The organism is Streptomyces sp. NPDC002845 (genome assembly GCF_053591955.1).
The window spans coordinates 116,113-137,361 of sequence record NZ_JBSFUU010000020.1 but is presented as its reverse complement, the minus strand read 5'-3'; the positions used below and the strand labels follow the sequence as shown (position 1 = coordinate 137,361).

The 21,249-nt window shown below is 72.5% G+C and carries 21 protein-coding genes and 1 pseudogene; 15 read left to right on the top strand and 7 right to left on the bottom strand.

The genetic code is table 11. From position 1 onward, the window contains the following. The first annotated feature begins 112 nt into the window (after positions 1 to 112). Positions 113 to 574, top strand: a complete 462-nt coding sequence (locus ACWD3C_RS17175) for an IS5 family transposase (protein ID WP_451144663.1) — start codon at positions 113 to 115, stop codon at positions 572 to 574. 167 nt (positions 575 to 741) lie between these two features. Here ACWD3C_RS17175 and ACWD3C_RS17170 read toward each other — a convergent pair whose 3' ends face one another. After that, entirely contained in the window at positions 742 to 1,707 is a 966-nt protein-coding gene (locus ACWD3C_RS17170) for a pirin family protein (RefSeq protein WP_451144647.1), read from the bottom strand. A gap of 134 nt (positions 1,708 to 1,841) precedes the next feature. Between ACWD3C_RS17170 and ACWD3C_RS17165 the strand changes: the two genes are divergently transcribed. The 3 genes from ACWD3C_RS17165 to ACWD3C_RS17155 are packed head-to-tail and all read left to right on the top strand — an operon-like array spanning position 1,842 to position 3,254. Then, the gene (locus ACWD3C_RS17165) at positions 1,842 to 2,333 is read left to right on the top strand and encodes a MarR family winged helix-turn-helix transcriptional regulator (protein ID WP_451144645.1); all 492 of its coding nucleotides are present in this window, start codon (positions 1,842 to 1,844) and stop codon (positions 2,331 to 2,333) included. Continuing rightward, positions 2,330 to 2,857 (top strand): MarR family transcriptional regulator, encoded by a 528-nt coding sequence (locus ACWD3C_RS17160; RefSeq protein ID WP_451144643.1) that lies wholly within the window; start codon positions 2,330 to 2,332, stop codon positions 2,855 to 2,857. The genes ACWD3C_RS17165 and ACWD3C_RS17160 overlap by 4 nt, the downstream gene beginning before the upstream one ends. Positions 2,858 to 2,906: 49 nt before the next feature. Continuing rightward, entirely contained in the window at positions 2,907 to 3,254 is a 348-nt protein-coding gene (locus ACWD3C_RS17155) for a tetratricopeptide repeat protein (protein WP_451144641.1), read from the top strand. 61 nt (positions 3,255 to 3,315) lie between these two features. On the opposite strand, the gene ACWD3C_RS17150 is transcribed toward ACWD3C_RS17155, so the two are convergent. Next, positions 3,316 to 4,710 carry a PepSY-associated TM helix domain-containing protein gene (locus tag ACWD3C_RS17150; RefSeq protein ID WP_451144639.1) on the bottom strand — a complete coding sequence of 465 codons (1,395 nt, stop codon included), beginning with the start codon at positions 4,708 to 4,710 and terminating at the stop codon, positions 3,316 to 3,318. A gap of 163 nt (positions 4,711 to 4,873) precedes the next feature. Here ACWD3C_RS17150 and ACWD3C_RS17145 point away from each other — a divergent pair, with 163 nt between their 5' ends. Next, positions 4,874 to 5,560 carry a peptide deformylase gene (locus ACWD3C_RS17145; protein WP_451144637.1) on the top strand — a complete coding sequence of 229 codons (687 nt, stop codon included), beginning with the start codon at positions 4,874 to 4,876 and terminating at the stop codon, positions 5,558 to 5,560. Positions 5,561 to 5,566: 6 nt separating this feature from the next. On the opposite strand, the gene ACWD3C_RS17140 is transcribed toward ACWD3C_RS17145, so the two are convergent. After that, on the bottom strand, positions 5,567 to 7,006 hold the full coding sequence (locus ACWD3C_RS17140) for a dihydrolipoyl dehydrogenase family protein (protein ID WP_451144636.1): 1,440 nt from the start codon (positions 7,004 to 7,006) through the stop codon (positions 5,567 to 5,569). A 153-nt stretch (positions 7,007 to 7,159) separates the two neighbouring features. On the opposite strand from ACWD3C_RS17140, the gene trxA reads away from it, so the two are divergent. After that, positions 7,160 to 7,546, top strand: coding sequence for a thioredoxin (trxA, locus tag ACWD3C_RS17135; RefSeq protein WP_451144635.1), 387 nt, complete (start codon positions 7,160 to 7,162; stop codon positions 7,544 to 7,546). Between the two features lie 12 nt (positions 7,547 to 7,558). Here the strand turns inward: trxA and ACWD3C_RS17130 are convergent, their stop codons facing one another. From ACWD3C_RS17130 to ACWD3C_RS17120, 3 genes are all read right to left on the bottom strand, one after another. Further along, positions 7,559 to 8,995 carry a benzaldehyde dehydrogenase gene (locus tag ACWD3C_RS17130; RefSeq protein WP_451144633.1) on the bottom strand — a complete coding sequence of 479 codons (1,437 nt, stop codon included), beginning with the start codon at positions 8,993 to 8,995 and terminating at the stop codon, positions 7,559 to 7,561. 61 nt (positions 8,996 to 9,056) lie between these two features. Next, on the bottom strand, positions 9,057 to 10,235 hold the full coding sequence (locus ACWD3C_RS17125; protein ID WP_451144631.1) for a 4-hydroxybenzoate 3-monooxygenase: 1,179 nt from the start codon (positions 10,233 to 10,235) through the stop codon (positions 9,057 to 9,059). A 44-nt stretch (positions 10,236 to 10,279) separates the two neighbouring features. Continuing rightward, positions 10,280 to 11,311: a LacI family DNA-binding transcriptional regulator gene (locus tag ACWD3C_RS17120; RefSeq protein ID WP_451144629.1), complete on the bottom strand. Its 1,032-nt coding sequence runs from the start codon at positions 11,309 to 11,311 to the stop codon at positions 10,280 to 10,282. A gap of 243 nt (positions 11,312 to 11,554) precedes the next feature. Between ACWD3C_RS17120 and ACWD3C_RS17115 the strand changes: the two genes are divergently transcribed. The 4 genes and pseudogenes from ACWD3C_RS17115 to ACWD3C_RS17100 all read left to right on the top strand — a co-directional run bounded on the left by ACWD3C_RS17115 (position 11,555) and on the right by ACWD3C_RS17100 (position 15,365). Next, a complete protein-coding gene (locus ACWD3C_RS17115; protein ID WP_451144628.1) occupies positions 11,555 to 12,541 on the top strand; it encodes an FkbM family methyltransferase in 987 nt (328 codons plus the stop codon). Positions 12,542 to 12,925: 384 nt separating this feature from the next. Further along, positions 12,926 to 13,225, top strand: a pseudogene (locus ACWD3C_RS17110) (helix-turn-helix domain-containing protein); the annotation flags it as partial. 168 nt (positions 13,226 to 13,393) lie between these two features. Then, positions 13,394 to 14,818, top strand: coding sequence for an amidase (locus ACWD3C_RS17105; RefSeq protein WP_451144626.1), 1,425 nt, complete (start codon positions 13,394 to 13,396; stop codon positions 14,816 to 14,818). Positions 14,819 to 14,891: 73 nt separating this feature from the next. After that, on the top strand, positions 14,892 to 15,365 hold the full coding sequence (locus ACWD3C_RS17100) for a type II toxin-antitoxin system PemK/MazF family toxin (protein WP_451144624.1): 474 nt from the start codon (positions 14,892 to 14,894) through the stop codon (positions 15,363 to 15,365). A 13-nt stretch (positions 15,366 to 15,378) separates the two neighbouring features. On the opposite strand, the gene ACWD3C_RS17095 is transcribed toward ACWD3C_RS17100, so the two are convergent. Then, positions 15,379 to 16,218: a TIGR02452 family protein gene (locus ACWD3C_RS17095; protein ID WP_451144622.1), complete on the bottom strand. Its 840-nt coding sequence runs from the start codon at positions 16,216 to 16,218 to the stop codon at positions 15,379 to 15,381. Between the two features lie 315 nt (positions 16,219 to 16,533). On the opposite strand from ACWD3C_RS17095, the gene egtA reads away from it, so the two are divergent. From egtA to ACWD3C_RS17070, 5 genes are all read left to right on the top strand, one after another. Next, on the top strand, positions 16,534 to 17,808 hold the full coding sequence (egtA, locus tag ACWD3C_RS17090) for an ergothioneine biosynthesis glutamate--cysteine ligase EgtA (protein WP_451144620.1): 1,275 nt from the start codon (positions 16,534 to 16,536) through the stop codon (positions 17,806 to 17,808). After that, positions 17,805 to 19,130 carry an ergothioneine biosynthesis protein EgtB gene (gene egtB / locus ACWD3C_RS17085; protein ID WP_451144618.1) on the top strand — a complete coding sequence of 442 codons (1,326 nt, stop codon included), beginning with the start codon at positions 17,805 to 17,807 and terminating at the stop codon, positions 19,128 to 19,130. The genes egtA and egtB overlap by 4 nt, the downstream gene beginning before the upstream one ends. Next, positions 19,130 to 19,951: an ergothioneine biosynthesis protein EgtC gene (gene egtC / locus ACWD3C_RS17080; protein WP_451144616.1), complete on the top strand. Its 822-nt coding sequence runs from the start codon at positions 19,130 to 19,132 to the stop codon at positions 19,949 to 19,951. The genes egtB and egtC overlap by 1 nt, the downstream gene beginning before the upstream one ends. Next, a complete protein-coding gene (egtD, locus tag ACWD3C_RS17075) occupies positions 19,948 to 20,910 on the top strand; it encodes an L-histidine N(alpha)-methyltransferase (protein ID WP_451144614.1) in 963 nt (320 codons plus the stop codon). Before egtC ends, egtD begins: the two co-directional genes overlap by 4 nt. A 115-nt stretch (positions 20,911 to 21,025) precedes the next feature. Continuing rightward, complete coding sequence (locus ACWD3C_RS17070) at positions 21,026 to 21,241, top strand: dodecin (RefSeq protein WP_451144612.1); 216 nt, start codon at positions 21,026 to 21,028, stop codon at positions 21,239 to 21,241. Positions 21,242 to 21,249: the final 8 nt, after the last annotated feature.

Genomic DNA, 21,249 nt, shown 5'->3' with positions numbered 1-21,249 from the left:
ATACAAAAGCCTCAAGGTCGACCGACGCACCTACAAAGCCACCCTCAGCATCAACATCTTGACGCCGACGATCAGCCCGTAACTTCACGGCCTTGGCCAAAAGGGGGGATCTCTGACGGGGCCGAACCCGGTCGATCGCGGCAAGAAGGGCAGCAAGCTGCACGTGCTGTCCGATGCCCAGGGAGTCCCGCTCGCCGTCGCCGTGTCAGGTGCGAACATGCACGACAGTCTCGCCCTCAAGCCGCTCACCCTCGGCATCCCCGCGGTCCGGTCCCGCCGGGGTCCGCGGCGGCGCCGGCCCGTCAAACTCCGTGCGGACAAGGCGTACTTCTCCGCCGAACACCTCAGCTGGCTACGCGAGCGTGGGCTCGTCGCGCGCATCGCGCGGCCAGGCATCGAGTCCGGCGAACGCCTTGGTCGGCACCGCTGGAAGATCGAGCGGTCGATTGCTTGGCTCTTCGGCTACCGCCGCCTGACCGTCCGATACGAACGAAAGGGCTCGCACTTCCTCGCCCTCCTCGGCCTGGCCGCTGCCCTGACCTGCTACAAGAAGCTCGCGAAACTTGCCACGTGAGACGTCCTCTTAGGCCGACCAAGGACGCCCGCTGACGGCCAAACCTGGGAACGGGAGGCGGCCCTCGAAGGGGATCTCAGGCGCGCGAGAAGCTGTCCGGCGCAACACGCACCGAGCGGAATCAGCCGCGTCCCGCAAGAGAACTGTCTCAGAACCGTAACCCCAGGTCAGCGCACCCGTCCCCGCGGTTTCAGCGCCACCGGGGGCAGCTCGGGAGCAGGCAGCCGCCCCCCGTCGAAGCCGTGCACTTGGCCGAAGCGGGAGCCGTTCATCCACTCTTGGCGCGCCTGTGCGATATCCGCGTGGGACCGCCCGATGAAGTTCCACCACATGACGAGCTCCTCCTCGAACGGCTCACCGCCGAGGAGCATCAGGCCGGCGTCGGACTCGGCGCGCAGCGGGAGTTCGGTGCGGCCGCAGCCGAGGTAGAGCATCGAGCCGGGCAGGACGGGGACTCCGTCCACGTGGGCCTCGCCGGACATGGCCAGGACGGCGTACTCGAAGTCCGCCTCCAGCGGGAGCCGTACGTCGGCGCCGCGGGCGAGGGCCAGGTCGGCGCCGACGATCGGGGTGTACGTCGTACCGGGCGAACTCGCGCCGTCGACGTTGCCCAGGATGAGCGTCGCATTGAGACCGGGGGCCGTGACGACGGGCAGTTCGGCGTGGTGCTCGAAGTGCGGGTCGGTGTGACGGTGACTGTCGGGGAGGGCGACCCACAGCTGCGCGCCGTGCAGGAAGCGGGCGTGCGCCTTGGGGCTCTCCTCGGAATGGCTGATGGCCCGGCCCGAGGTCATCAGGCCCAGCTCGCGCGGGCGGATCGCCTGGAGGCTGCCGGTGGAGTCGCGGTGCAGCACCTCGCCCTCGTGCAGCCAACTGACCGTCTGCAGCCCCATGTGCGGGTGCGGCGGGACCTGCATGCCGGGCTCGTCGGCGATGTCGTCGGGGCCGTAGTGATCGACGAAGCACCAGGCGCCCACCATGCGGCGGCCCAGGTTGGGCAGCAGGCGGCGGACCTCGGTGGACTCGCCGAGCCGTACCCGGCGAGGGCTGAGTAGCTCGCGCACCGGCTCGGCCACGACGAACCCCCGGCCGCCGCACAGGGCCGGAACCGCCTCACGATCAAGATTGCTCATGGCGCCCAACCTAGCCCCGGGGGCCACCTCACGTCAGTCCGTCGCCGCCGACACCGTCGCCGTCGCCGTCGCTTCAGAAACAGTAGCCATGTAAATAGTAGCTATGTACATAGTAGCCATGTACTGTATTCGTCATGGGTACGGCATACGAGGGCGCGACGCCCGGCTTCCTGGTCTGGCGTCTGTCGATGAAGTGGCGGGTGGCGGTCGACCGCGCCGTCGCACCGCTGGGGCTGACGCACGCGCAGTACGCGCTGGTGGCCTCGCTGTACGGGATGCAGCGCTCCGGCGAGCGGCCCAGCCAGCGCCGCCTCGCCGACCACACCGGGCTCGAACCCCTCTACGTGTCCAAGCTCGCCCGCGCCCTGGAGACCGCCGGCCTCCTGGAACGCGCCCGGGACCCGCGCGACCCGCGCGCCGTGCAGTTGGCGCTCACCGAGCAGGGCCGCGCGGTCACCCGGCGGGCGATCGAGGTCGTCCAGGGGCTCCTGCGCCAGTTGCTGGAGCCGCTCGGCGGTCTCGACAGCGCGCGTACGCGGGAGTTCACCCGCGAGCTGACGGCCCTGCTCGACGCACCTCTTGATCCCTTCAGCGAGAACGACGAGACACCCCAGGAGCAGCCATGACCACCACCGCACCCCGCGTCGACCCCCGGGTGATAGCCCTGGCCCACTACGCCGGCCGCGCGATCCTCGAGAACGTGCTGGCCCGCTACGGCGCCACCTTCCAGCAGTCCGTCACTCTCCGGCTCGCCGCCGTCGCCGACGGACCGATCGAGCGCGACCACCTCGTCGACGGCGTCGCCGGCGCCCTGAAGATCGACGCGACGGACGTACACGGCGTGATCGACGAGCTGATTTCCGGAGAGCTGCTGGCCCCGGAAGAGCCGTCCCAGGTACGCATCACGGATGCCGGACGGCAGCTGTACGAGAAGAGTTCCGCCGAGACCGCGCCCATCAGCGCCAGGATCTACGACGGCATCCCGCAGGAGGATCTGACCGTCACCGGCCGAGTACTGACCCTCATCACGGAGCGGGCCAATGCCGAACTGACCGCCCTGACCGCCCTGACCGACCGGACCGACCGGACCGACCGGACCGACCGGACCGACCGGACCGACCGGACCGACCGGACCGACCTGAAGAAGTAGTGGAATATTGAACCATCGCCGTCCGTTGTCGGCCTCGAAGGAGGCATCAGTGGACACGACGTACTACGACCACGGAACACCGGCCGAGCGCTGGGAGCGCGCGCGGATGTTCTTCGACGCCAAGGACTACGCCGCCGCGGCGCGCGTCCTGGGCGGTCTGGTCGAGGAGGTGCCGGAGCAGACCGGGCCGCGGCTGCTGCTGGCGCGCGCGTACTACCACTCGGCCCAACTGCGCCGTGCGGAGGCCGAGTTGCGCATCCTCGTCGAGCGTGACCCGGTGGAGCAGTACGCCCGGCTGATGCTGGGCCGCACGCTCCAGCGCCAGGGGCGGCAGGCGGAGGCGGAGCCGCACCTGCGCATCGCGTCGGCGCTCGCGGGTGACTTCGAGGACCTGTAGAGCAGCTCAGGAGCGAGCCGTAAAACAACCGGGGCCCACGTCGGACGTGGGCCCCGGCGCGCTATTTCGCCTCGGCCCGGCTGCCGTACGTCCGCTTCCCCCGCCGATGGGCGATCTCGCCGAGCACGACGTCCACCGCGATGAAGGCCGCGAGCGGGATGCCCAGCAGCGGGACGAAGTAGCCGAGGACGGCGATCACGGCCAGCGCGGGGACCAGGACGTACGGCGGCACGTGCTGCCAGGCGCCGCGTGGGATCGGGCGTCCGAAGGCCGAACCGCGGCCACGCTGCCACCACATGCGGTAGCCCCAGAGGATGAGCAGGGTCAGGGAGAGCGCGAGGGTCATCAGGATGAGCTGGTTGACCAGGCCGAAGAGGACGCCGGTGTGGGCGTCGATGCCCCAGCGGGTCAGCTTGGCGAGCACCGGGTAGTCGGCGAACCGGACGGTGTCCGTGATCTCCTCGGTCGCCGGGTCCACGGCCACGGCGTCCTGCTTGGTGGGCCAGCTGCGCTGGATCTGCTTGACGATATAGCCGGAGGACGCGTCGGCGGGCGGCACGATCTCCACGGGATCGCCCAGACCCTCGGCGCGCGCGGCCACGAGGATCTCGTCGAGGTCCCCCTCGGCGGCCTCGCCACCGGCCGCCCCGCTGCCGTGGCCCTCGTGGTCGCCTGTAGCGGCCGAGACGGCGGGGGTCGCCTGGTGGAGTTCGGTACGCAGGACGCTGATGTTCTCCCCCGCGTACGTCGACCAGGTCAGGCCCGTCGCCGACAGGAAGAAGAACCCGGCCGCCGCCCAGACGCCGACCGTGCCGTGCAGCCCCAGAGTGCGTCGCCGCCCGCTGGTCCCGCGTACCTTGCGCAGCGCCCGGCGGCGCCCGAACCACAGCACCAGTCCGCCCGCCGCGATCACCCACAGCCAGCTGGCGGCGAGTTCGCTGTAGAGGCGTCCGGTCTCGCCGAGGTGGAGGTTGCGGTGGAACTCGCTGAGCCATGTGCGCAGCGGCAGCGCACCGGTCGACCCGTACTGCTCCAGCGCGCCGCGCACCTGAGCGGTGTACGGGTCGACGAACACCGCGAGCGTGTGGTTGTCGTCCACCCCTTCGACGCCCGACAGCAGCACCCTGGTCGTCGCGTCCTCCTCCGGTGACGGCCGTACGGCGGAGATCGTGCCCTCGGGGTGCGCCTCGCGGGCGGCGGCCACCTGTTCGGAGATCGGCAGCTTGGTCTCGCCGACCGACGCGACGGTCGTCTCATCCGCGTACAGGATCTTCTCGGCCTGGAACGAGGCGGCGTACAGGACGCCGGTCAGCGCGGCGACCAGCAGGAACGGGGCGACGAGAAGGCCGGCGTAGAAGTGCAGGCGCAGCACGAGCGGTTTGAGCGGCGAGCCCGGCTTCGGGGTGGCGGCGGGTTTGAGGGCCTCGCCCGTCTCGGCGGGGGAAACGGTGGTCATCGGCGGGCTGCTCCGGGGAGTGCGGGGACGTCGTGGCGGTCCAGTAGTCGGGCAGCGCATGCCTTGAGTTCCCGGCCGCATATGTGACGCCCGTCACGCACCACCTCCGCGTCGGCGGTCGGGCCGCCTCGCATCAGGGGATTGCCCTTGGCATCCTGGCGCGATGGCCCCCGAACGTGATCGCACCGTGCCCCTCCCCCTCCGCGACCAGGTCGAGGAACTCCTCTCCCACGAGGGCCCGTTGCCGATCGTGGCCGCGGGCGACCCGGTGCTGCGCCGCCCCGCCGAGCCCTTCGACGGCCAGCTGGACCCGAAGCTTCTGGCCCGCTTCGTCGCCGCCCTGCGCGCCACGATGCACGCGGCGCCGGGCGTCGGACTGGCAGCGCCGCAGGTGGGCGTGGCCCTGCGGCTCGCCGTCGTCGAGGACCCGGCACCGGTACCCGAGGAGGTCCGCCTCGCCCGCGGCCGCGTGCCGCAGCCCTTCCGCGTTCTGGTCAACCCGTCCTACGAGCCCCTGGGCACCGAGCGGGCCGCGTTCTTCGAGGGCTGCCTCAGCGTCCCGGGCTGGCAGGCGGTGGTGGCCCGGCCCGCCCGGGTCCGTCTGACGGCACTCGACGAGCACAGCCGCCCGGTGGAGGAGGAGTTCACCGGCTGGCCCGCGCGGATCGTGCAGCACGAGACGGACCACCTGGACGGCGCCCTCTACCTCGACCGCGCGGAACTGCGCTCGCTGTCGTCGGCCCAGGCGATGGCCGGCCTCTGGAACGACCCGACCCCGGAGCGGGCCGCCCACGCCCTCGGCTTCGCACTGCCGCGGCGACCGACTGGGCCTGCCGACCCCGGTACTTGAGCCCGGTCAGCCCCGGTACGCCTCCAGCAGCCGCAACCACACCTCGCTGATCGTCGGATACGAAGGCACCGCGTGCCACAGCCGCCCGATGGGGACTTCCCCGGCGACCGCGATGCTCGCCGAGTGGATGAGTTCGCCGACTCCGGGGCCGACGAAGGTGACGCCGAGGAGGGTCTCGCGGTCGAGGTCGACGACCATGCGGGCGCGGCCGCGGTAGCCGTCGGCGTAGAGGCCGGCGCCCGCTACGGAGGAGAGGTCGACGTCGACCCCGCGGACGCGGTGGCCCGCCTGTTCGGCCTCGGCGAGGGAGAGGCCCACGGCGGCGGCCTCCGGGTCGGTGAAGACGACCTGGGGGACGGCCGAGTGGTCGGCGGTGGCGGAGTGGGCGCCCCAGGAGTCGGTCTCCAGGAGCGGGACCCCGGCCGCGCGAGCCGCGATGGCGGCGCCCGCGATACGGGCCTGGTACTTGCCCTGGTGGGTCAGGAGGGCTCGGTGGTTGACGTCGCCGACCGCGTACAGCCATTCGCTGCCCGTCACCCGGAGGGTGTCGTCGGCGGAGAGCCAGGAGCCCGGTTCCAGGCCGACGGTGTCGAGGCCGAGGTCGTCGGTGCGCGGGGCGCGCCCCGTGGCGAAGAGGATCTCGTCGGCCTCCATACGGTCGCCCGCGTCGGTGCGTACGACGACGACCGGGCCCTCGCGGGTCACCTCCGGGACCGATGTGCCGAGGCGTACGTCGGCGCCCGCCTCCGTGAGTGCCTCGGCGACCAGTTCCCCGGCGAAGGGCTCCATGCGGGGCAGCAGGCCCTTGCCGCGGACGAGGACCGTGACCCGGGAGCCGAGTGCCTGCCAGGCGGTGGCCATCTCGACGGCCACGACACCGCCGCCGACCACGACGAGCCGGCTGGGCACCTCCTTGGCGCTCGTGGCCTCGCGGCTCGTCCAGGGCTTGACCCGGTCGAGGCCGGGGAGGTCGGGCAGTTGGGCGCGGCTGCCGGTGCACACGACGACGGCGTGCCTGGCGGTGAGGACGCGGCGCTCCCCGTCCCGGCCGTCGACCGTGACCCGGCGCGGCCCGTCGAGGCGACCGTGGCCGCGGTAGAGGTGGGCTCCGATGCCGTCGAGCCACTGGACCTGGCCGTCGTCCGTCCAATGGGAGGTGTACTCGTCCCGGTGGGCGAGGACCGCGGCGGCGTCGAGAGGGCCTTCCACGAGGTGGCGCAGGCCGGGTACGCGGCGGGCGTCGGCGCGGGCGATGACCGGGCGCAGCAGGGCCTTGCTGGGCATGCAGGCCCAGTACGAGCACTCGCCGCCGACCAGTTCGCTCTCCACGACCGCGGTGGACAGGCCGGCCGCGCGGGTGCGGTCGGCGACGTTCTCCCCCACAGGTCCGGCACCGAGCACGACGACGTCGTACGCGGTGGATTGCGTGTCTTCCGTATCCGTCATGGGGTCAGTCTGGTTGGTGGTGTGCGGCGTGGCCACACGGGTACGCGCGCGGAATACACGCTCGCACGCACGGAGTACACGCATGGAATACAGGACCGTACGTCCGTGTTGTGCCGACGGCTCAGCCCGACACCAGGAAGAGGGAATCACGCCATGAGCAGCACCGTGGAGCTCACCAAGGAGAACTTCGACCAGACGGTCACGGACAACGGGTTCGTCCTGATCGACTTCTGGGCGTCCTGGTGCGGGCCGTGCCGGCAGTTCGCTCCGGTCTACGAGAAGGCGGCCGAGGAGAACCCGGACCTTGTGTTCGGCAAGGTCGACACCGAGGCGCAGCCGGAACTGGCGGCGGCCTTCGGCATCCAGTCGATCCCGACGCTGATGATCGTCCGCGACCAGGTCGCCGTGTTCGCCCAGCCGGGCGCCCTGCCCGAGTCCGCCCTGACGGACGTCATCGGGCAGGCCCGGAAGCTGGACATGGACGAGGTCCGCAAGGCCGTCGCCGAACAGCAGGCGCAGGCGCAGCAGAACGGCGAGTAGGGCCCGCGGGGTCTAGAACGGGTACGGCGCCACGTCTCCGCGCACCGTCGTCCAGCGCAGTTCGGTGAAGGCCTCCAGGTTGGCCTCGCCGCCGAAGCGGGCGCCGGTGCCGGAGGCGGCGATGCCGCCGAAGGGCGCGACGGCCTCGTCGTTGACGGTCTGGTCGTTGATGTGGGCGATCCCGGTCGGGATGCGCTCGGCCAGGTCCAGGCCACGGGCGGTGTCGCCGGTGACGATGCCCAGCGACAGGCCGTACGGTCCCGAGGCCGCGAGGGCGACGGCCTCGTCCACGGAACCGAAGGACCGGACGGGCGCGACCGGTCCGAAGACCTCCTCTGCGTACGCGGGCGTGGCGTCGTCGACCCCGGCGAGGACCGTCGGCCGGTAGAACAGCCGCTCGTGGGTGCCGCCCGCCGCGAGTTTGGCGCCGTGTGCCGTGCTGGACTCCACCAGGCCCTGGATCTTGGCGAGTTGGGAGTCGTCGATGATAGGGCCGAGGTGTACCTGCTCGCGGTGCGGGTCGCCGACGGCGAGCGAGTCCGCCTTGGCCGCGAGCCGCTCCACGTACTCCTCGTACAACGACGCGTGGACGATGTGCCGCCCGGTCGTCATGCAGATCTGCCCCTGGTGGAAGAACGACCCCCACGCGGCCGTGGAGATGACCGCGTCGATGTCGGCGTCCTCCAGCACGATCAGCGCGGAGTTGCCGCCCAACTCCAGGTGCACACGCTTGAGATGACGTCCCGCTGCCTCACCGACCGCGCGCCCGGCGGCGGTTGACCCGGTGAAGGAGATGACCGGCACGAGCGGGTCCGCGACCAGTGCCTGGCCCGCGTCCGGGCCGCCGGGCAGCACGTGCAGCAGGCCCTCGGGCAGCCCGGCCTCGGCGAAGACGGCGGCCAGGGCGAGCCCGCCGCACACGGCGGTGCGCGGGTCCGGCTTCAGCACGACCCCGTTGCCGAGCGCCAGGGCCGGGGCGACGGAGCGGATGGACAGGATCAGCGGGGCGTTGAAGGGCGAGATCACGCCCACGACACCGGCGGGCACACGCTTGGTGTACGACAGCCGGGGCGCCTCCGAGGGCAGCACCTGGCCGGTGGGGCGGGAGGCCAGCGCGGCCGCCTCGTAGCACTCCTGGGCGGCCACGTGCAGCTCGAAGTCGGCCTTGCCCGGAACGGAGCCGGACTCGCGCACGATCCAGTCGCGCAGTTCGTCGGCGTGCGCGCTGAACAGGTCGCCGGCCTTGCGGAGGACCGCGGCGCGGACGAAGTGCGGGGTGCGGGCCCACTCGGCCTGGGCGGCGCGGGCCGCCCGCACGGCGGTCGTGACGTCCTCGGCGGAGGCGAGGGTCACGGCGGCGAGCGTGTCCCCCGTGGCGGGCTCGGTGACGGCGTACTCACCGCCTGTCAGGGTGCGGGACTGCCAGGTCTTCGGGTCGAGCAGCGGCATGACGGCTCTCCGATCGTTCGCTGATCACCAGGGGTCACCACTCGGGACTTCCCGCCCGTGCTCACAGCGCCAGCGGAAGCCCCGTGTAGTTGGCCGCCAGTTCGGCGGCCGCGGGGCGGGACGCCGTGATCCGGCGCAGCCGCGCGAGCTGTATCCGGTGATCGAAGGCGTCCCGATTTGGTTGAGCGTGCAACATCCTAGTCATGTCGTACGAGAAGCGCGTGGCCTGCCACACCCGACTGAGGCACAACTCCGAGTAGCGGTCGAGGAGGCCGTCCGAGCCGGTGTCGTAGAACTCGGTGAGGGCGCGGGCCAGGACCCGGACGTCGGAGACGGCGAGGTTGAGCCCCTTGGCGCCCGTCGGGGGCACGATGTGGGCGGCGTCCCCGGCGAGGAGGAGCCGGCCGTGGCGCATGGGCTCGTGGACGAAACTGCGCATCGGCGTCACACCCTTGGCCGTGACGGGGCCGCGCTCCAGCGTCCAGTCGGCGTCGATCGCGAAGCGCGCGGCGAGCTCGTCCCAGATGCGCCCGTCCGGCCAGTCGTCGGGGTCGGTGCCGTTGGGGACCTGGAGGTAGAGCCGCGACACCGAGGGCGAGCGCATGCTGTGCAGGGCGAAGCCGTCCTCGCCGCGCGCGTAGACCAACTCCTCGCAGGAGGGCGGCACATCGGCCAGGATGCCGAGCCAGGAGTACGGGTAGTCGTGCTCGTACGTGCGGCTCAGCCCGGCCGGGAACGCGGCGCGGGAGATGCCGTGGAAGCCGTCGCAGCCGATGACCCACTCGCAGGTCAGCGTCTCCTCGCGGCCGTCCCGGACGAACCGCACCACCGGCGCCGTGCTCTCCGGCTCCTCGATCGCGACCGCCTCCGCCTCGAACAACAGCGGTGGCCCGACGTCGAGTTGGAGTGCCACGAGGTCCTTCACGATCTCCGTCTGGGCGTAGATCGTGACCGTACGGCCGCCGGTGAGGACCGGGAAGTCGATGTGGTGCCGTTCGCGGTCGAAGCGCAGCTCGATGCCGTTGTGGACCAGCCCCTCGGCCTCCAGGCGTTCGGCGGCTCCGCACTCACGCAGGGCGTCGACCGTGCCCTGCTCCAGCATGCCCGCGCGCTGCCGGTGCTCGACGTACGCGCGCGTCCGGCTCTCCAGGACGACGCAGTCGATGCCCGCCCCGTGCAGCAGCCGGGCGAGGAGCAGCCCCGCGGGGCCGCCGCCGATGATGCCGACCGTCGTATCCATGACGCGCCTCCCGTGGCGAGGGGATCCGTTCGAGGTGCGGCCGTTCAGCTCGACTCTCGGTGCACGACCCTCGCGCCGAGCACGTCGTGCGTCTCGGGAGCCACGCCGGGATCGCGCACCGCCCGGTCCACCAGCTCCGCGAGGTCGCGCCCGGCCGGCAACTCCAGGTGGACCGTGCTGAGGCGGGGCCGCAGCAGCCGCCCGAGCATCAGGTCGTCGGCGCCGACGACGGCCGTCTCCTCCGGGATGCCGATGCCCTCGTCCTGCAGGGCCCGCATCAGCAGCATCGCGTACTCGTCGTTGTACGCGAAGACGGCGTCCAGTCCGAGGGAGCGCCAGCGCGCGGCGAGGCGGGCGGCGGACTCCTCCTCGTAGGCGAGCGACAGCTCGGTCACCGTCGCGGTCGTGCCCCGCACCGCACGCCGTACGCCGGCGAGCCGGGGCCGGGAGAAGATCCCGAAGCCGGGCTCCTCCGGCACGACCACGCCGATGCGGCGCCGGCCGCTCTCGACCAGGTGCACACCCGCGCTGTGGCCGACGCCGCCGTGGTCCAGGATCAGCGCGTGGGCGCCCTCGACAGGCTCGGGGGTCATCGTGACCACGGCCCGGGCACCGGAGCGCTTCAAGACGGCCACGCCCTGCGGGCCCAGGCCGTCGCCGGGCACGATCACGGCGACCGGGCGCAGTTCGGCCCAGACACGAGCGGCCTCGTCGCCGCGCAGGCCGACGCTGCCGTACTGCACCACGGTGTAGTCCAGACGGCTGAGCGCCCACTGGAGCTCGTTGAAGAACTGGCTGTACAGGGGGCCCGCCGGCACGTTCAGGGCAGGCATCAGGACCATGCGGCTGTGCCCGGCGCGCAGACTGCGGGCCGCCGCGTGCGGAACGTACCCCAGCTCCTTGGCGGCCTGGCGGACGCGGCGGCGCGTGGGCTCGCTGATGCGCACGGCACTGGTGTTGTTGAGGACGTAACTGACGGTCGCTCGCGAGACACCCGCCAGACGCGCCACATCGGCACTCGTCGGCACTCGTCGTTCGGGCGACGGCAGAGCGGGCTGATTCGGTATCTGCACCATGACGTACGGCATCCTTCCAGAAGCCGGGCCGACCACCCCGCCCGGGGCGGCACCGGCCGTACCCGTGCAGACCACAGCGGTGCCATACGTACGACATACGCGCATCACAGGCACCGCCCAGGTACGCCACAGCCGCCGGCTGTCACCTGTGCGCCGCGCGCCCCGACGTCGATCGGCGATCTCGGCGGCCGGAAACCGTTCAACTCCGCGACCGCTTCACGTCATCTCTGCCAGGGTGGGCGAATGGACACGCTCTACAGACGACTCCTCCGGCTGATGCCCCGACTGGGCCTGCAGGTGACCGACCTCGGCCCGGGGACCGCGGTGGTCTCGCGGCGCGGCGCACGCGCCAGGATCCCCTTGACGGAAGGGGCCGACCTGGTGGTCAGGAACAGCGGCCGCTACTCCGTGACCCGGGCCTCCAAGGACGCGTGGGTGGTCCTCGGGAAGAGATCCCGCAAGGCGTCGCTGAAGCCGCTCGGCGACACCGGGGCGCATCTGCTCCTGGACGAGGGCGCGGCGGCCGACGAGCGCCGGCTCCAGCTGGCGGCGGCCGGGTATCTGTGCGCCCAGCACGTGGCCGCGATGCTCACGTCGTACGACGTCAACTGCGTGTTCGACGTGGGGGCGAACGCCGGGCAGTACGGCAAGCGGCTGCGGCGGTTCGGCTACCGGGGCCGGATCGTCTCCTTCGAGCCCACCGCGGACGCCTTCGCCCGGCTCGAACAGGCCGCGAAGGACGACCCGGAGTGGCGGGTCTGCCACTTCGGCCTCGGCCGCGAGGACGCCGTGCGGTCCATCCACACCGGATGGAACTCGATGAACTCCCTGCTCCCGCCGAGCGACTACGGCCGGGACCGCTACAAGCGGTTCGCGAACACCCGCACGGAGGAGATCGAGGTACGGCGGCTGGACGGGGTGATGGAAGAGGCGCTCGACGGCATCGCCGATCCGCGGCCCTACTTGAAGATGGACACCCAGGGGTACGACCTGGAGGTGTTCGCGGGCGCCGGGAAGCGGATCGCGGACTTCGTGGGTCTGCAGTCGGAGGTCGCCGCCCTGCAGCTGTACGAGGGCAGCCCGGGGATGCACGAGGCGATCGCCGCGTACGAGGGCAGCGGGTTCGGGACCACCGGCATGTACCCGGTCACTCGGGACCCGGCCACGGGGTGTGTCGTGGAGTTCGACTGCGTGATGATGCGGGTGGAGGCGGTTCCCTCGGCGGGCTGAGGGCGGTTCGGCGTGTGCTGCGAGGGGTGCGTTGGGGGGACGGGTCACAGATGAGGGGTGACGGTGGCGGGTGGTGCGTGCCATGGCACCCGCCATCCGCCCGGCAACTACTGCCGTACGGCGGCCTCCTGATCCGGGGGCCGTGCGCCGAACCGCATGTGCGGCCCGATGCGTCCGTCCTGCGGGCCGCACGCCTTCGGCCGTACTTGGGGATGCCTGGACCGCTCGGGCCGCGCAGCGCGACATGGGCGGCATCTTGGCCCTATGAAAGAGCCGGCCGGGCGTCTGACCGCGCTGGACCCGGACGCCGGTGCCGCCGTCCGGGTCAGCGCCTGCTTCGACCGACTGGCTGAATCCCGGGCCGGCCCGGAGGCGCCGGCCCGCGGCGCCGCCGTACTGGCCGACTGCCCCGCCCGGCTCGTCGCCCCGGGCGCCGAACCGCCGCCGGAGGTCCGTGTCCTCGAAGCCGCCGCGGCGGACGCCCCCTGGATGCTCGCCACCCTCCACGCCGTCGCCTCGACGGCGAGCCTGCTCGCGGCCGCCGCCGAGGTCAACGTCCACCACTCCACCCTCCAGGACCGTCTGACCCACGCCGAGTCACTCCTCGGCCGGCCGGTCCGCACGCCGCAGGGGCGCCTCCGGGTGCATCCGGCGCTCGCCATGCGCCGCCTGGCACGCGGGTAGCTCGAAAAGCCGAACTCCTCCTCGCCTCGCCCCACGCGTGGGCAGCCGCGGCAGCGCACACCAGCCGGGACGGACTCCCATGTCCACGAGGGATGTCGCCCTTCCCGTGTCGCGAGGCCCGCACGGACGTTACCGTTCGGTAGACAACGTGCTTCCGGAGGTGTCCGTATGGCGAACGACCGTTCCGCAGGCCTGGTGGAGTGTGCTCGTGCGCTGGCCGACGGGGAGGTGAGCTCGCGGACGCTGGTGGAGCGGGCGCTGGCGCGGATCGAGGCGGCGCAGCCGACGGTGAACGCCTTTCGCCGGGTGCGGGCGGAGGCGGCGCTCGCGGAGGCGGACACGGCGGACGAGGAGCTGGCGGCGGGGGTGCGGCGGCCGTTGCTCGGGGTGCCGGTGGCGGTGAAGGACGACATGGACGTGGCGGGCGAACCGACCGCGTTCGGCTGCCGCGGGGAGTTCCCGCCCGAGGCCGAGGACGGCGAGGCGGTACGGCGGCTGCGCGCGGCCGGGGCCGTCGTCGTCGGCAAGACCAACACCTGCGAGCTGGGCCAGTGGCCGTTCACCGAGGGGCCCGCCTTCGGCGCCACCCGCAACCCGTGGCACCAGGCCCACACCCCGGGCGGCTCCTCCGGCGGCTCGGCGGCCGCCGTCGCGGCGGGCCTGCTCCCCGCCGCGCTGGGCTCCGACGGCGCGGGCTCGGTGCGCATCCCGGCTTCCTGGACCCACCTCATCGGCATCAAGCCGCAGCGCGGCCGTATCTCGACCTGGCCGCGCCCGGAGTCCTTCCAGGGCATCACCGTGAACGGCACCCTAGCCCGGACGGTCGCGGATGCCGCCCTGCTCCTGGACGCGGCCGGCGGCAACCACGAAGGCGATCTGCACCGTCCGCTGCCCGTGCGCGCCTCGGAGGCCGTGGGCCGCGATCCCGGCCGGCTCAGGATCGCGCTGTCCCTCAAGCCGCCGTTCACGGCCCTGCCCGCGCGGCTCGATCCCCGCGTACGGGACCGGGTCCTGGCGGTGGCGGAGCGGCTGGCCGCGCTGGGGCACGAGGTCGAGGAGGCGGAGCCGCGCTACGGGCGGATCGGGCTGACGTTCGTCCCGCGCGCCACGGCCGGTCTCGCCGAGTGGGTCGAGGGGATTCCTCAGCAGGATCTTCTCGACCGGCGTACGCGTGACGCGGCCCGGCTGGGCCGGCTGCTCGCCGGGGCTCCGCTGCGCGTGGCCCGCCGGGCGGAGGCCTCGCTGCACCAGCGGATCGGTGCGCTCTTCACGTCGTACGACGTGCTGCTGGCCCCGACGACCGCCGCTCCCCCGCCTCGCGTCGGCTCCATGCTGGGCCTCGGCGGCCTCGGCACCGACCGCGCGATGATCGCCGCGTGCCCGTACGCCTGGCCGTGGAACGTGCTGGGCTGGCCCGGCGTCAACGTCCCGGCGGGCTTCGTCGGCGAAGGGCTGCCGGTGGGCGCCCAGTTGCTCGGCCCGGCCAACAGCGAGCCCCTTCTCGTGTCGCTGGCCGCGCAGTTGGAGGCGGACCAGCGGTGGTACGAGCTGTGGCCGCCGAAGGAGGCGGTGGTGGACTCCCCGGCGGCGTAAGGGCGTTCCCTACCTCGGTTCCCTACCGCGACCCGGCCCGTCATGTTCCCGGCACACGCTCTAACGTGACCCCGTGACTGCCTTCGCCAATCAAGCCAATCGAGCCGAACAAGCCGATCAAGACGTCCCCGGCCGCTACGGCCCCACCGCGACCACCGAGGCCGAGCCCCGCCGGGTGGGCCGGGTGCGCACGGAGTACTCGCCCGCGCACGACGGCGCCCCCGACCCCGGGGAGATCGTCTGGACGTGGGTGCCCTTCGAGGAGAACGACGGGCGGGGCAAGGACCGGCCCGTGCTCGTGGTCGCCCGGGAGCCCGCCGGGACGCTGCTCGCCGTGCAGTTGTCGAGCAAGGGACACGACGGCGACCGGGACTGGGTGCCGATCGGCAACGGGCCTTGGGACCGGTCGGGGCGGGACTCGTGGGTCGACGTGGACCGGGTGCTGCGGCTGCACGAGGCGGGCATGCGGCGCGAGGCGTGTGCGCTGGACCGGATGCGGTTCAACTCGGTCGTGCACCGGCTGCGGGAGCGCCACGGCTGGCACTGACCCGCCGGGGGCACTACGGCTGGGGCTGACGCTGCGGGAACGCCCGCTCGAACGCGCCCCGGACCACCGCTCCCGCCGTACGGTCGAGGACCGCGAACACGACGTGCTCGAAGCACCCGGCGAACCGGCCACCGCCCGTGAGCAGTCCCCCGAACGCCCCAGCCACCCGCGCGGGATCGTTGCCGAACACCCCACAGCCCCACGCGCCCAGCACCAGACGCCGGTGGCCGTTCGCCACGGCCGTCTCCAGCACCCGTTCGGCGCGGGCGGCGAGGGCTCGCGGCAGCTCCACCGCGCGCTCCGGCGCCGTACGCAGGACGACCGAGGCGTTGGGCGCGGCTGAGGTCAGGAATCCGGCGGTGTACGGCTCGTCCAGCAGGCGTCCCCGGTCGTCGCGGAAGACGGGTACGGCCGGTGAGTGGATGACACGGTCGGAGTAGAACGGGTCGCGGTGGGCGCGGTGGTGGTCGTAGAACGCGCGGACCTCCCGGACGCAGGCGTACAGCGCGGAGGCCCGGCACAGGGCCTCCTCCTGGGCCTGGGCGCCGTTCAGGAAGCCGCCGCCGGGGTTGCGTGCCGAGGCGAAGTTCAGCACCGCCACCGGGTCGTCGCCGGTCCCCGCCAGGCGGTGCGCGGCCTCCAGGCTGCTCTCCCCCGTGACTTCGAACACCGTGTCGATGCCCCGGCCGGCCTGCGGTACCGACACCGGCTCCGGCCCGTACAGCCGCGTACCGGCCCTCGCGGCGGCGACCGCCGCGGCGATCGGCACCTCGTGCCCGCCGGGGGCGCGGTACACCCCCGCCGCGACGATTTCCTCCGTCTCGCGCGCGATGCCGCGCAGGCGCGCGCTCATGGCGCCACCCCCGTACGCGCCACGAGCGCGCCGGCCCGGAACATCTCCCCCGTCGTGCTCATGTACGCATCGTGGGTGATGCTGGTCGTACGTCGCAACGGAGTTTCCCGGCCCCGGAACGGTCCAAGAAGGGTTCAACAACGGCGCAGGAATGGCCCGGGAAGGTCCCTCGAACACCGCGAACGGATTCCTGACGGGCACGATCTGCACTCTTGTGCGAATCGGCGCGAGGGTTTTGGGTGGGACGAGCGTTGCCGGTCCGAACCACACCAAAACCGGACCGGTGGCATGGTGGAATCTCAGGAGGATCCAGACATGTCCGACTCGGTCAGTGGCTGCATGGAGCCACTCTCCGCCGTCACCGAGGCCGATGTGGAGGCGCTGGTCCATGGCATCTGCTTCAAGACCGGCCCACCCCGCACCCTCGGTGTCGAACTCGAATGGCTCGTCCACGAGCTGCGGCGACCGCAGCTCCCGGCACCACCCGAACGACTCGAAGCGGCCTACGCCGTACTGCGGACCCTGCCCCTGGATTCGGCGCTCACCGTCGAACCGGGCGGACAGCTGGAGCTCAGCTCCGCCCCCGCCACTTCGCTGATGGAGTGCATCGGGTCCGTCGCCGCCGACCTCGACGCCGTACGCGCCGCGCTCCGCGCCGCGGGTCTGGCCCTCAGAGGGGTCGGCCACGATCCCTGGAACCCCCCGAAGCGGTATCTCCGCGAGCCTCGTTACGAGGCGATGGAGCGCTGCCTCGACCGCGCCGGTCCCGAGGGCCGGGCCATGATGTGCTCCTCCGCCTCGGTCCAGGTGTGTCTGGACGCCGGGTACGAGGAGCCGGGCCCCCTCGGGCACGGGAGGCGCTGGTGGCTGGCGCACCATCTGGGCGCGGTGCTGCTGGCCGCGTTCGCGCACTCCCCGATCGCCGGCGGCCGCCCCACCGGCTGGCGCTCCACGCGGCAGTCGCTGTGGGCTGCGATGGACCCCGGCCGGTCCGGCGCCCCACCGCTCGACGGCGACCCGCGGGCGGCCTGGGCGCGGCACGTGCTGGACGCTCCGGTGATGTGCGTCCGGTCCGCCGAGGGCCCCTGGGGTGTCCCGGAGAGGCTGAGCTTCCGCGACTGGACCCGGTCGTCCGTACCGCCGAGCCAAGCGGACCTCGACTACCACCTCACGACCCTGTTCCCGCCGGTGCGACCGCGCGGCCATCTCGAACTCCGTATGATCGACGCCCAGCCCGGTGAGGACGGCTGGATCGTCCCGCTCGCCGTGACGGCCGCGCTGTTCGAGGACGCGGAGGCCGCCGAGGTCGCCTACCGGACCGTCAAACCCCTCGCGGAGCGGGCCGATTCACTGCCGGCTCCGTGCAATCCGCTGTGGATCTCGGCCGCCAGGTCGGGCCTCGCCGACCCCGAGCTGCACGAGGCCGCGGTCGTCTGTTTCGACGCGGCCCGCGAGGCGCTGCCCCGGCTCGGCGCCTCCGCCGGCGTACAGGAGGCCGTGGCGGAGTTCACCGACCGTTATGTGGCCCGGGGCCGCTGCCCCGCCGACGATCTGCTCAGCCGGCTCAACGGGAAGGACATCCGTACATGACCGCCCCCGAGATCGACCCGGACCTGCTGCGGGACCGCGCACTTCAGGCGCTGACCACGGCCCGGGACCGCACCGCGCTGCTGACCTCCTGTGTGGAGGACCCCGAACTGACCGCCCAGCACTCGCCGTTGATGTCTCCCCTGGTGTGGGACCTCGCCCACATCGGCAACCAGGAGGAGCTGTGGCTGCTGCGGACCGTCGCGGGGCGCGACGCGATGCGGCCCGAGATCGACGGCCTGTACGACGCTTTCGGGCACCCGCGCGCCGAGCGTCCCTCCCTGCCGCTGCTGCCGCCCGCGGAGGCCCGCCAGTACGCGGCCGAGGTGCGCGGCCGGGCCCTGGACGTGCTGGAGAGCAGCGCCTTCCACGGCACCCGGCTCACCGAGGCGGGCTTCGCCTTCGGCATGATCGCCCAGCACGAACAGCAGCACGACGAGACGATGCTGATCACCCATCAGCTCCGCAAGGGGCCGCAGGCGCTGACCGCCCCGGACCCTGCGCCCGCCCCGCCGTTCACGGGGCCGGCCGAAGTTCTCGTCCCCGGCGGCCCGTTCACCATGGGCACCTCAGCCGAGCCCTGGGCCCTGGACAACGAACGGCCCGCGCACCTACGGGAGGTGGCGCCGTTCCACATCGACACGACACCGGTCACGAACGCCGCCTATCAGGTGTTCATCGAGGACGGCGGTTACGACGACCGGCGCTGGTGGAGCCCGGAGGGCTGGGCCCACATCAAGGCGCACGGCATCTCGGCGCCTCTGTTCTGGCGCCGCGAGGGCGGGCAGTGGCTGCGGCGGCGCTTCGGCGCCACCGAGGTCGTACCGCCCGACGAGCCCGTGCTGCACGTGTGCTGGTACGAGGCCGACGCGTACGCGCGCTGGGCGGGGCGCCGGCTGCCCACCGAGACCGAGTGGGAGAAAGCCGCCCGCCACGACCCGGGCTCCGACCGTTCCCGGCGCTACCCGTGGGGCGACGCCGATCCGACGCCCGAGCACGCCAACCTCGGCCAGCGGCATCTGCGCCCGGCCCCCGCCGGGAGCTACCCGGCGGGTGAATCGGCGTACGGCGTACGGCAGTTGATCGGTGACGTGTGGGAGTGGACGGCTAGCGACTTCCTGCCCTATCCGGGGTTCACGGCGTTTCCGTACAAGGAGTACTCGGAGGTGTTCTTCGGGCCGGAGCACAAGGTGCTGCGCGGCGGTTCGTTCGCCGTGGACCCGGTGGCCTGCCGGGGGACGTTCCGCAACTGGGACTATCCGATCCGGCGGCAGATCTTCTCCGGCTTCCGCACGGCCCGGGACGCCTCTCCGGAGGTCGTCTGATGTGCCGCCATCTCGCCTTCCTGGGCCCCGAGTCGGCGCTCGGGGGACTGCTGGTCGATCCGCCGCACAGCTTGTTCAAGCAGTCGTGGGCGCCGAGGCGGCAGCGGTACGGGACCGTCAACGCCGATGGCTTCGGCGTCGGCTGGTACGCCGCCGGGGACCCGGTGCCCGCGCGGTACCGGCGGGCCGGGCCCATCTGGGGCGACCAGTCCTTCGCCGATCTCGCCAGGGTCGTACGGACGACCGCGCTGCTCGCCGCCGTACGGGACGCGACCGTGGCGGGGGCGGACGGGGAGGCCGCGGCGGCACCGTTCGCCGCGGGCCCCTGGCTGTTCAGCCACAACGGGGCCGTCACCGGATGGCCCCACTCGCTGGCACCCCTGGCCCGGGGCCTGCCCCCGGCGGAGCTGCTGTCCCTGGAGGCGCGCAACGACTCGGCCCTGGTCTGGGCGCTGGTCCTGAACCGGCTGCGCGGCGGCGACCCGGAGCCCCAGGCGCTGGCCGACACGGTCCTGGAGGCCGCCCGGGCGGCCCCCGGGTCCCGGCTGAACCTGCTGCTGACCAACGGCGAGACCATCGTCGCGACGGCCTGGGGCGACACCCTCTGGTACCTCGCCGAGCCGGGCCGCCGCACCGTCGTCGCCTCCGAGCCGTACGACGACGATCCGCACTGGCGGGAAGTCCCGGACCGCACGCTGCTCGCGGCGAGCCGCACGGACGTCCTGCTCACCCCGCTCAAGGACGTGGAAGGCGCGAACAACCCGACAACGGACCCCGACGACTGCCTGGCACCCGCACTGCCGAAGGAGCCCCCTGCGTGAGCCCGTTCCTTCTCACCCGCACCCTGCCCGAGGACGCCACCGACGCCGCCCTGCGCGCCGACGTCCTGCGGGGCCTGACCCGCACACCCAAGACGCTGCCGCCGAAGTGGTTCTACGACGCCCACGGCAGCGAGCTCTTCGAGAAGATCACCGAACTGCCCGAGTACTACCCGACGCGTGCCGAGCGCGAGATCCTTCTCGCCCGGGCCCCCGAGATCGCCGCCGCGAGCGGTGTGCGCACCCTGGTAGAGCTGGGGTCCGGCTCCTCCGACAAGACCCGGCATCTGCTCGACGCGATGCCCGGACTCCACACGTATGTGCCGGTCGACGTCAGCGAGAGCGCGCTCCGGCAGGCGGGCGAGGCGCTCGTCGCCGAGCGGCCGGACCTCCATGTCCACGCCCTGATCGCGGACTTCACCGGCGGGCTCACCCTGCCGGACACGCCCGGTCCGCGGCTGGTGGCGTTCCTGGGCGGCACGGTCGGCAATCTGCTGCCCGTCGAGCGCGCCGCGTTCCTGGCCTCCGTACGCGCCCTGCTGTCGCCCGGCGACGCGCTGCTGCTCGGCACGGACCTGGTCAAGGACGCGTCGGTGCTCGTGCCCGCGTACGACGACGCGGCCGGGGTGACGGCCGCGTTCAACAAGAACGTGCTGTCGGTGGTCAACCGCGAGCTGGGCGCGGACTTCGACCCCGACGCGTTCGACCATGTCGCCCTGTGGGACACCGGCAACGAGTGGATCGAGATGCGGCTGCGGGCACGGTCGGCCCAGACGGTGAAGATCCACGCGCTCGACCTCGCCGTGGACTTCGCGGACGGGGAGGAGCTGCGTACGGAGGTCTCGGCGAAATTCCGCAAGGACGGCGTTCGCGGTGAACTGGCCGCCGCCGGCCTGGAGTTGGCCCACTGGTGGACGGACCGGGAAGGGCGGTTCGCGCTGTCGCTGAGCCTGGCGAGGTGATCCCGGAGAGGTCGGCCCGCTCCTCGCGGCGGGCCGACGCCTCGCGGACCGCACCGCACTGAGGCACCGTGGAGTGAGGTGTGGCCCACCGGCCACGGCGGAGAGGAGCACCCGTATGTCCGACCACGTTTACCGGGTCACCGAGATCGTCGGCAGCTCGCAGGAGGGCATCGACCAGGCCGTCCGCAACGGCATCGCCCGCGCCTCGCAGAGCCTGCGCCGGCTGGACTGGTTCGAGGTCACGCAGGTCAGGGGTCATATCGAGAACGGCGAGATCGCGCACTACCAGGTCGGTCTGAAGGTCGGCTTCCGCCTGGAGGACACCGACTGACGCGACTG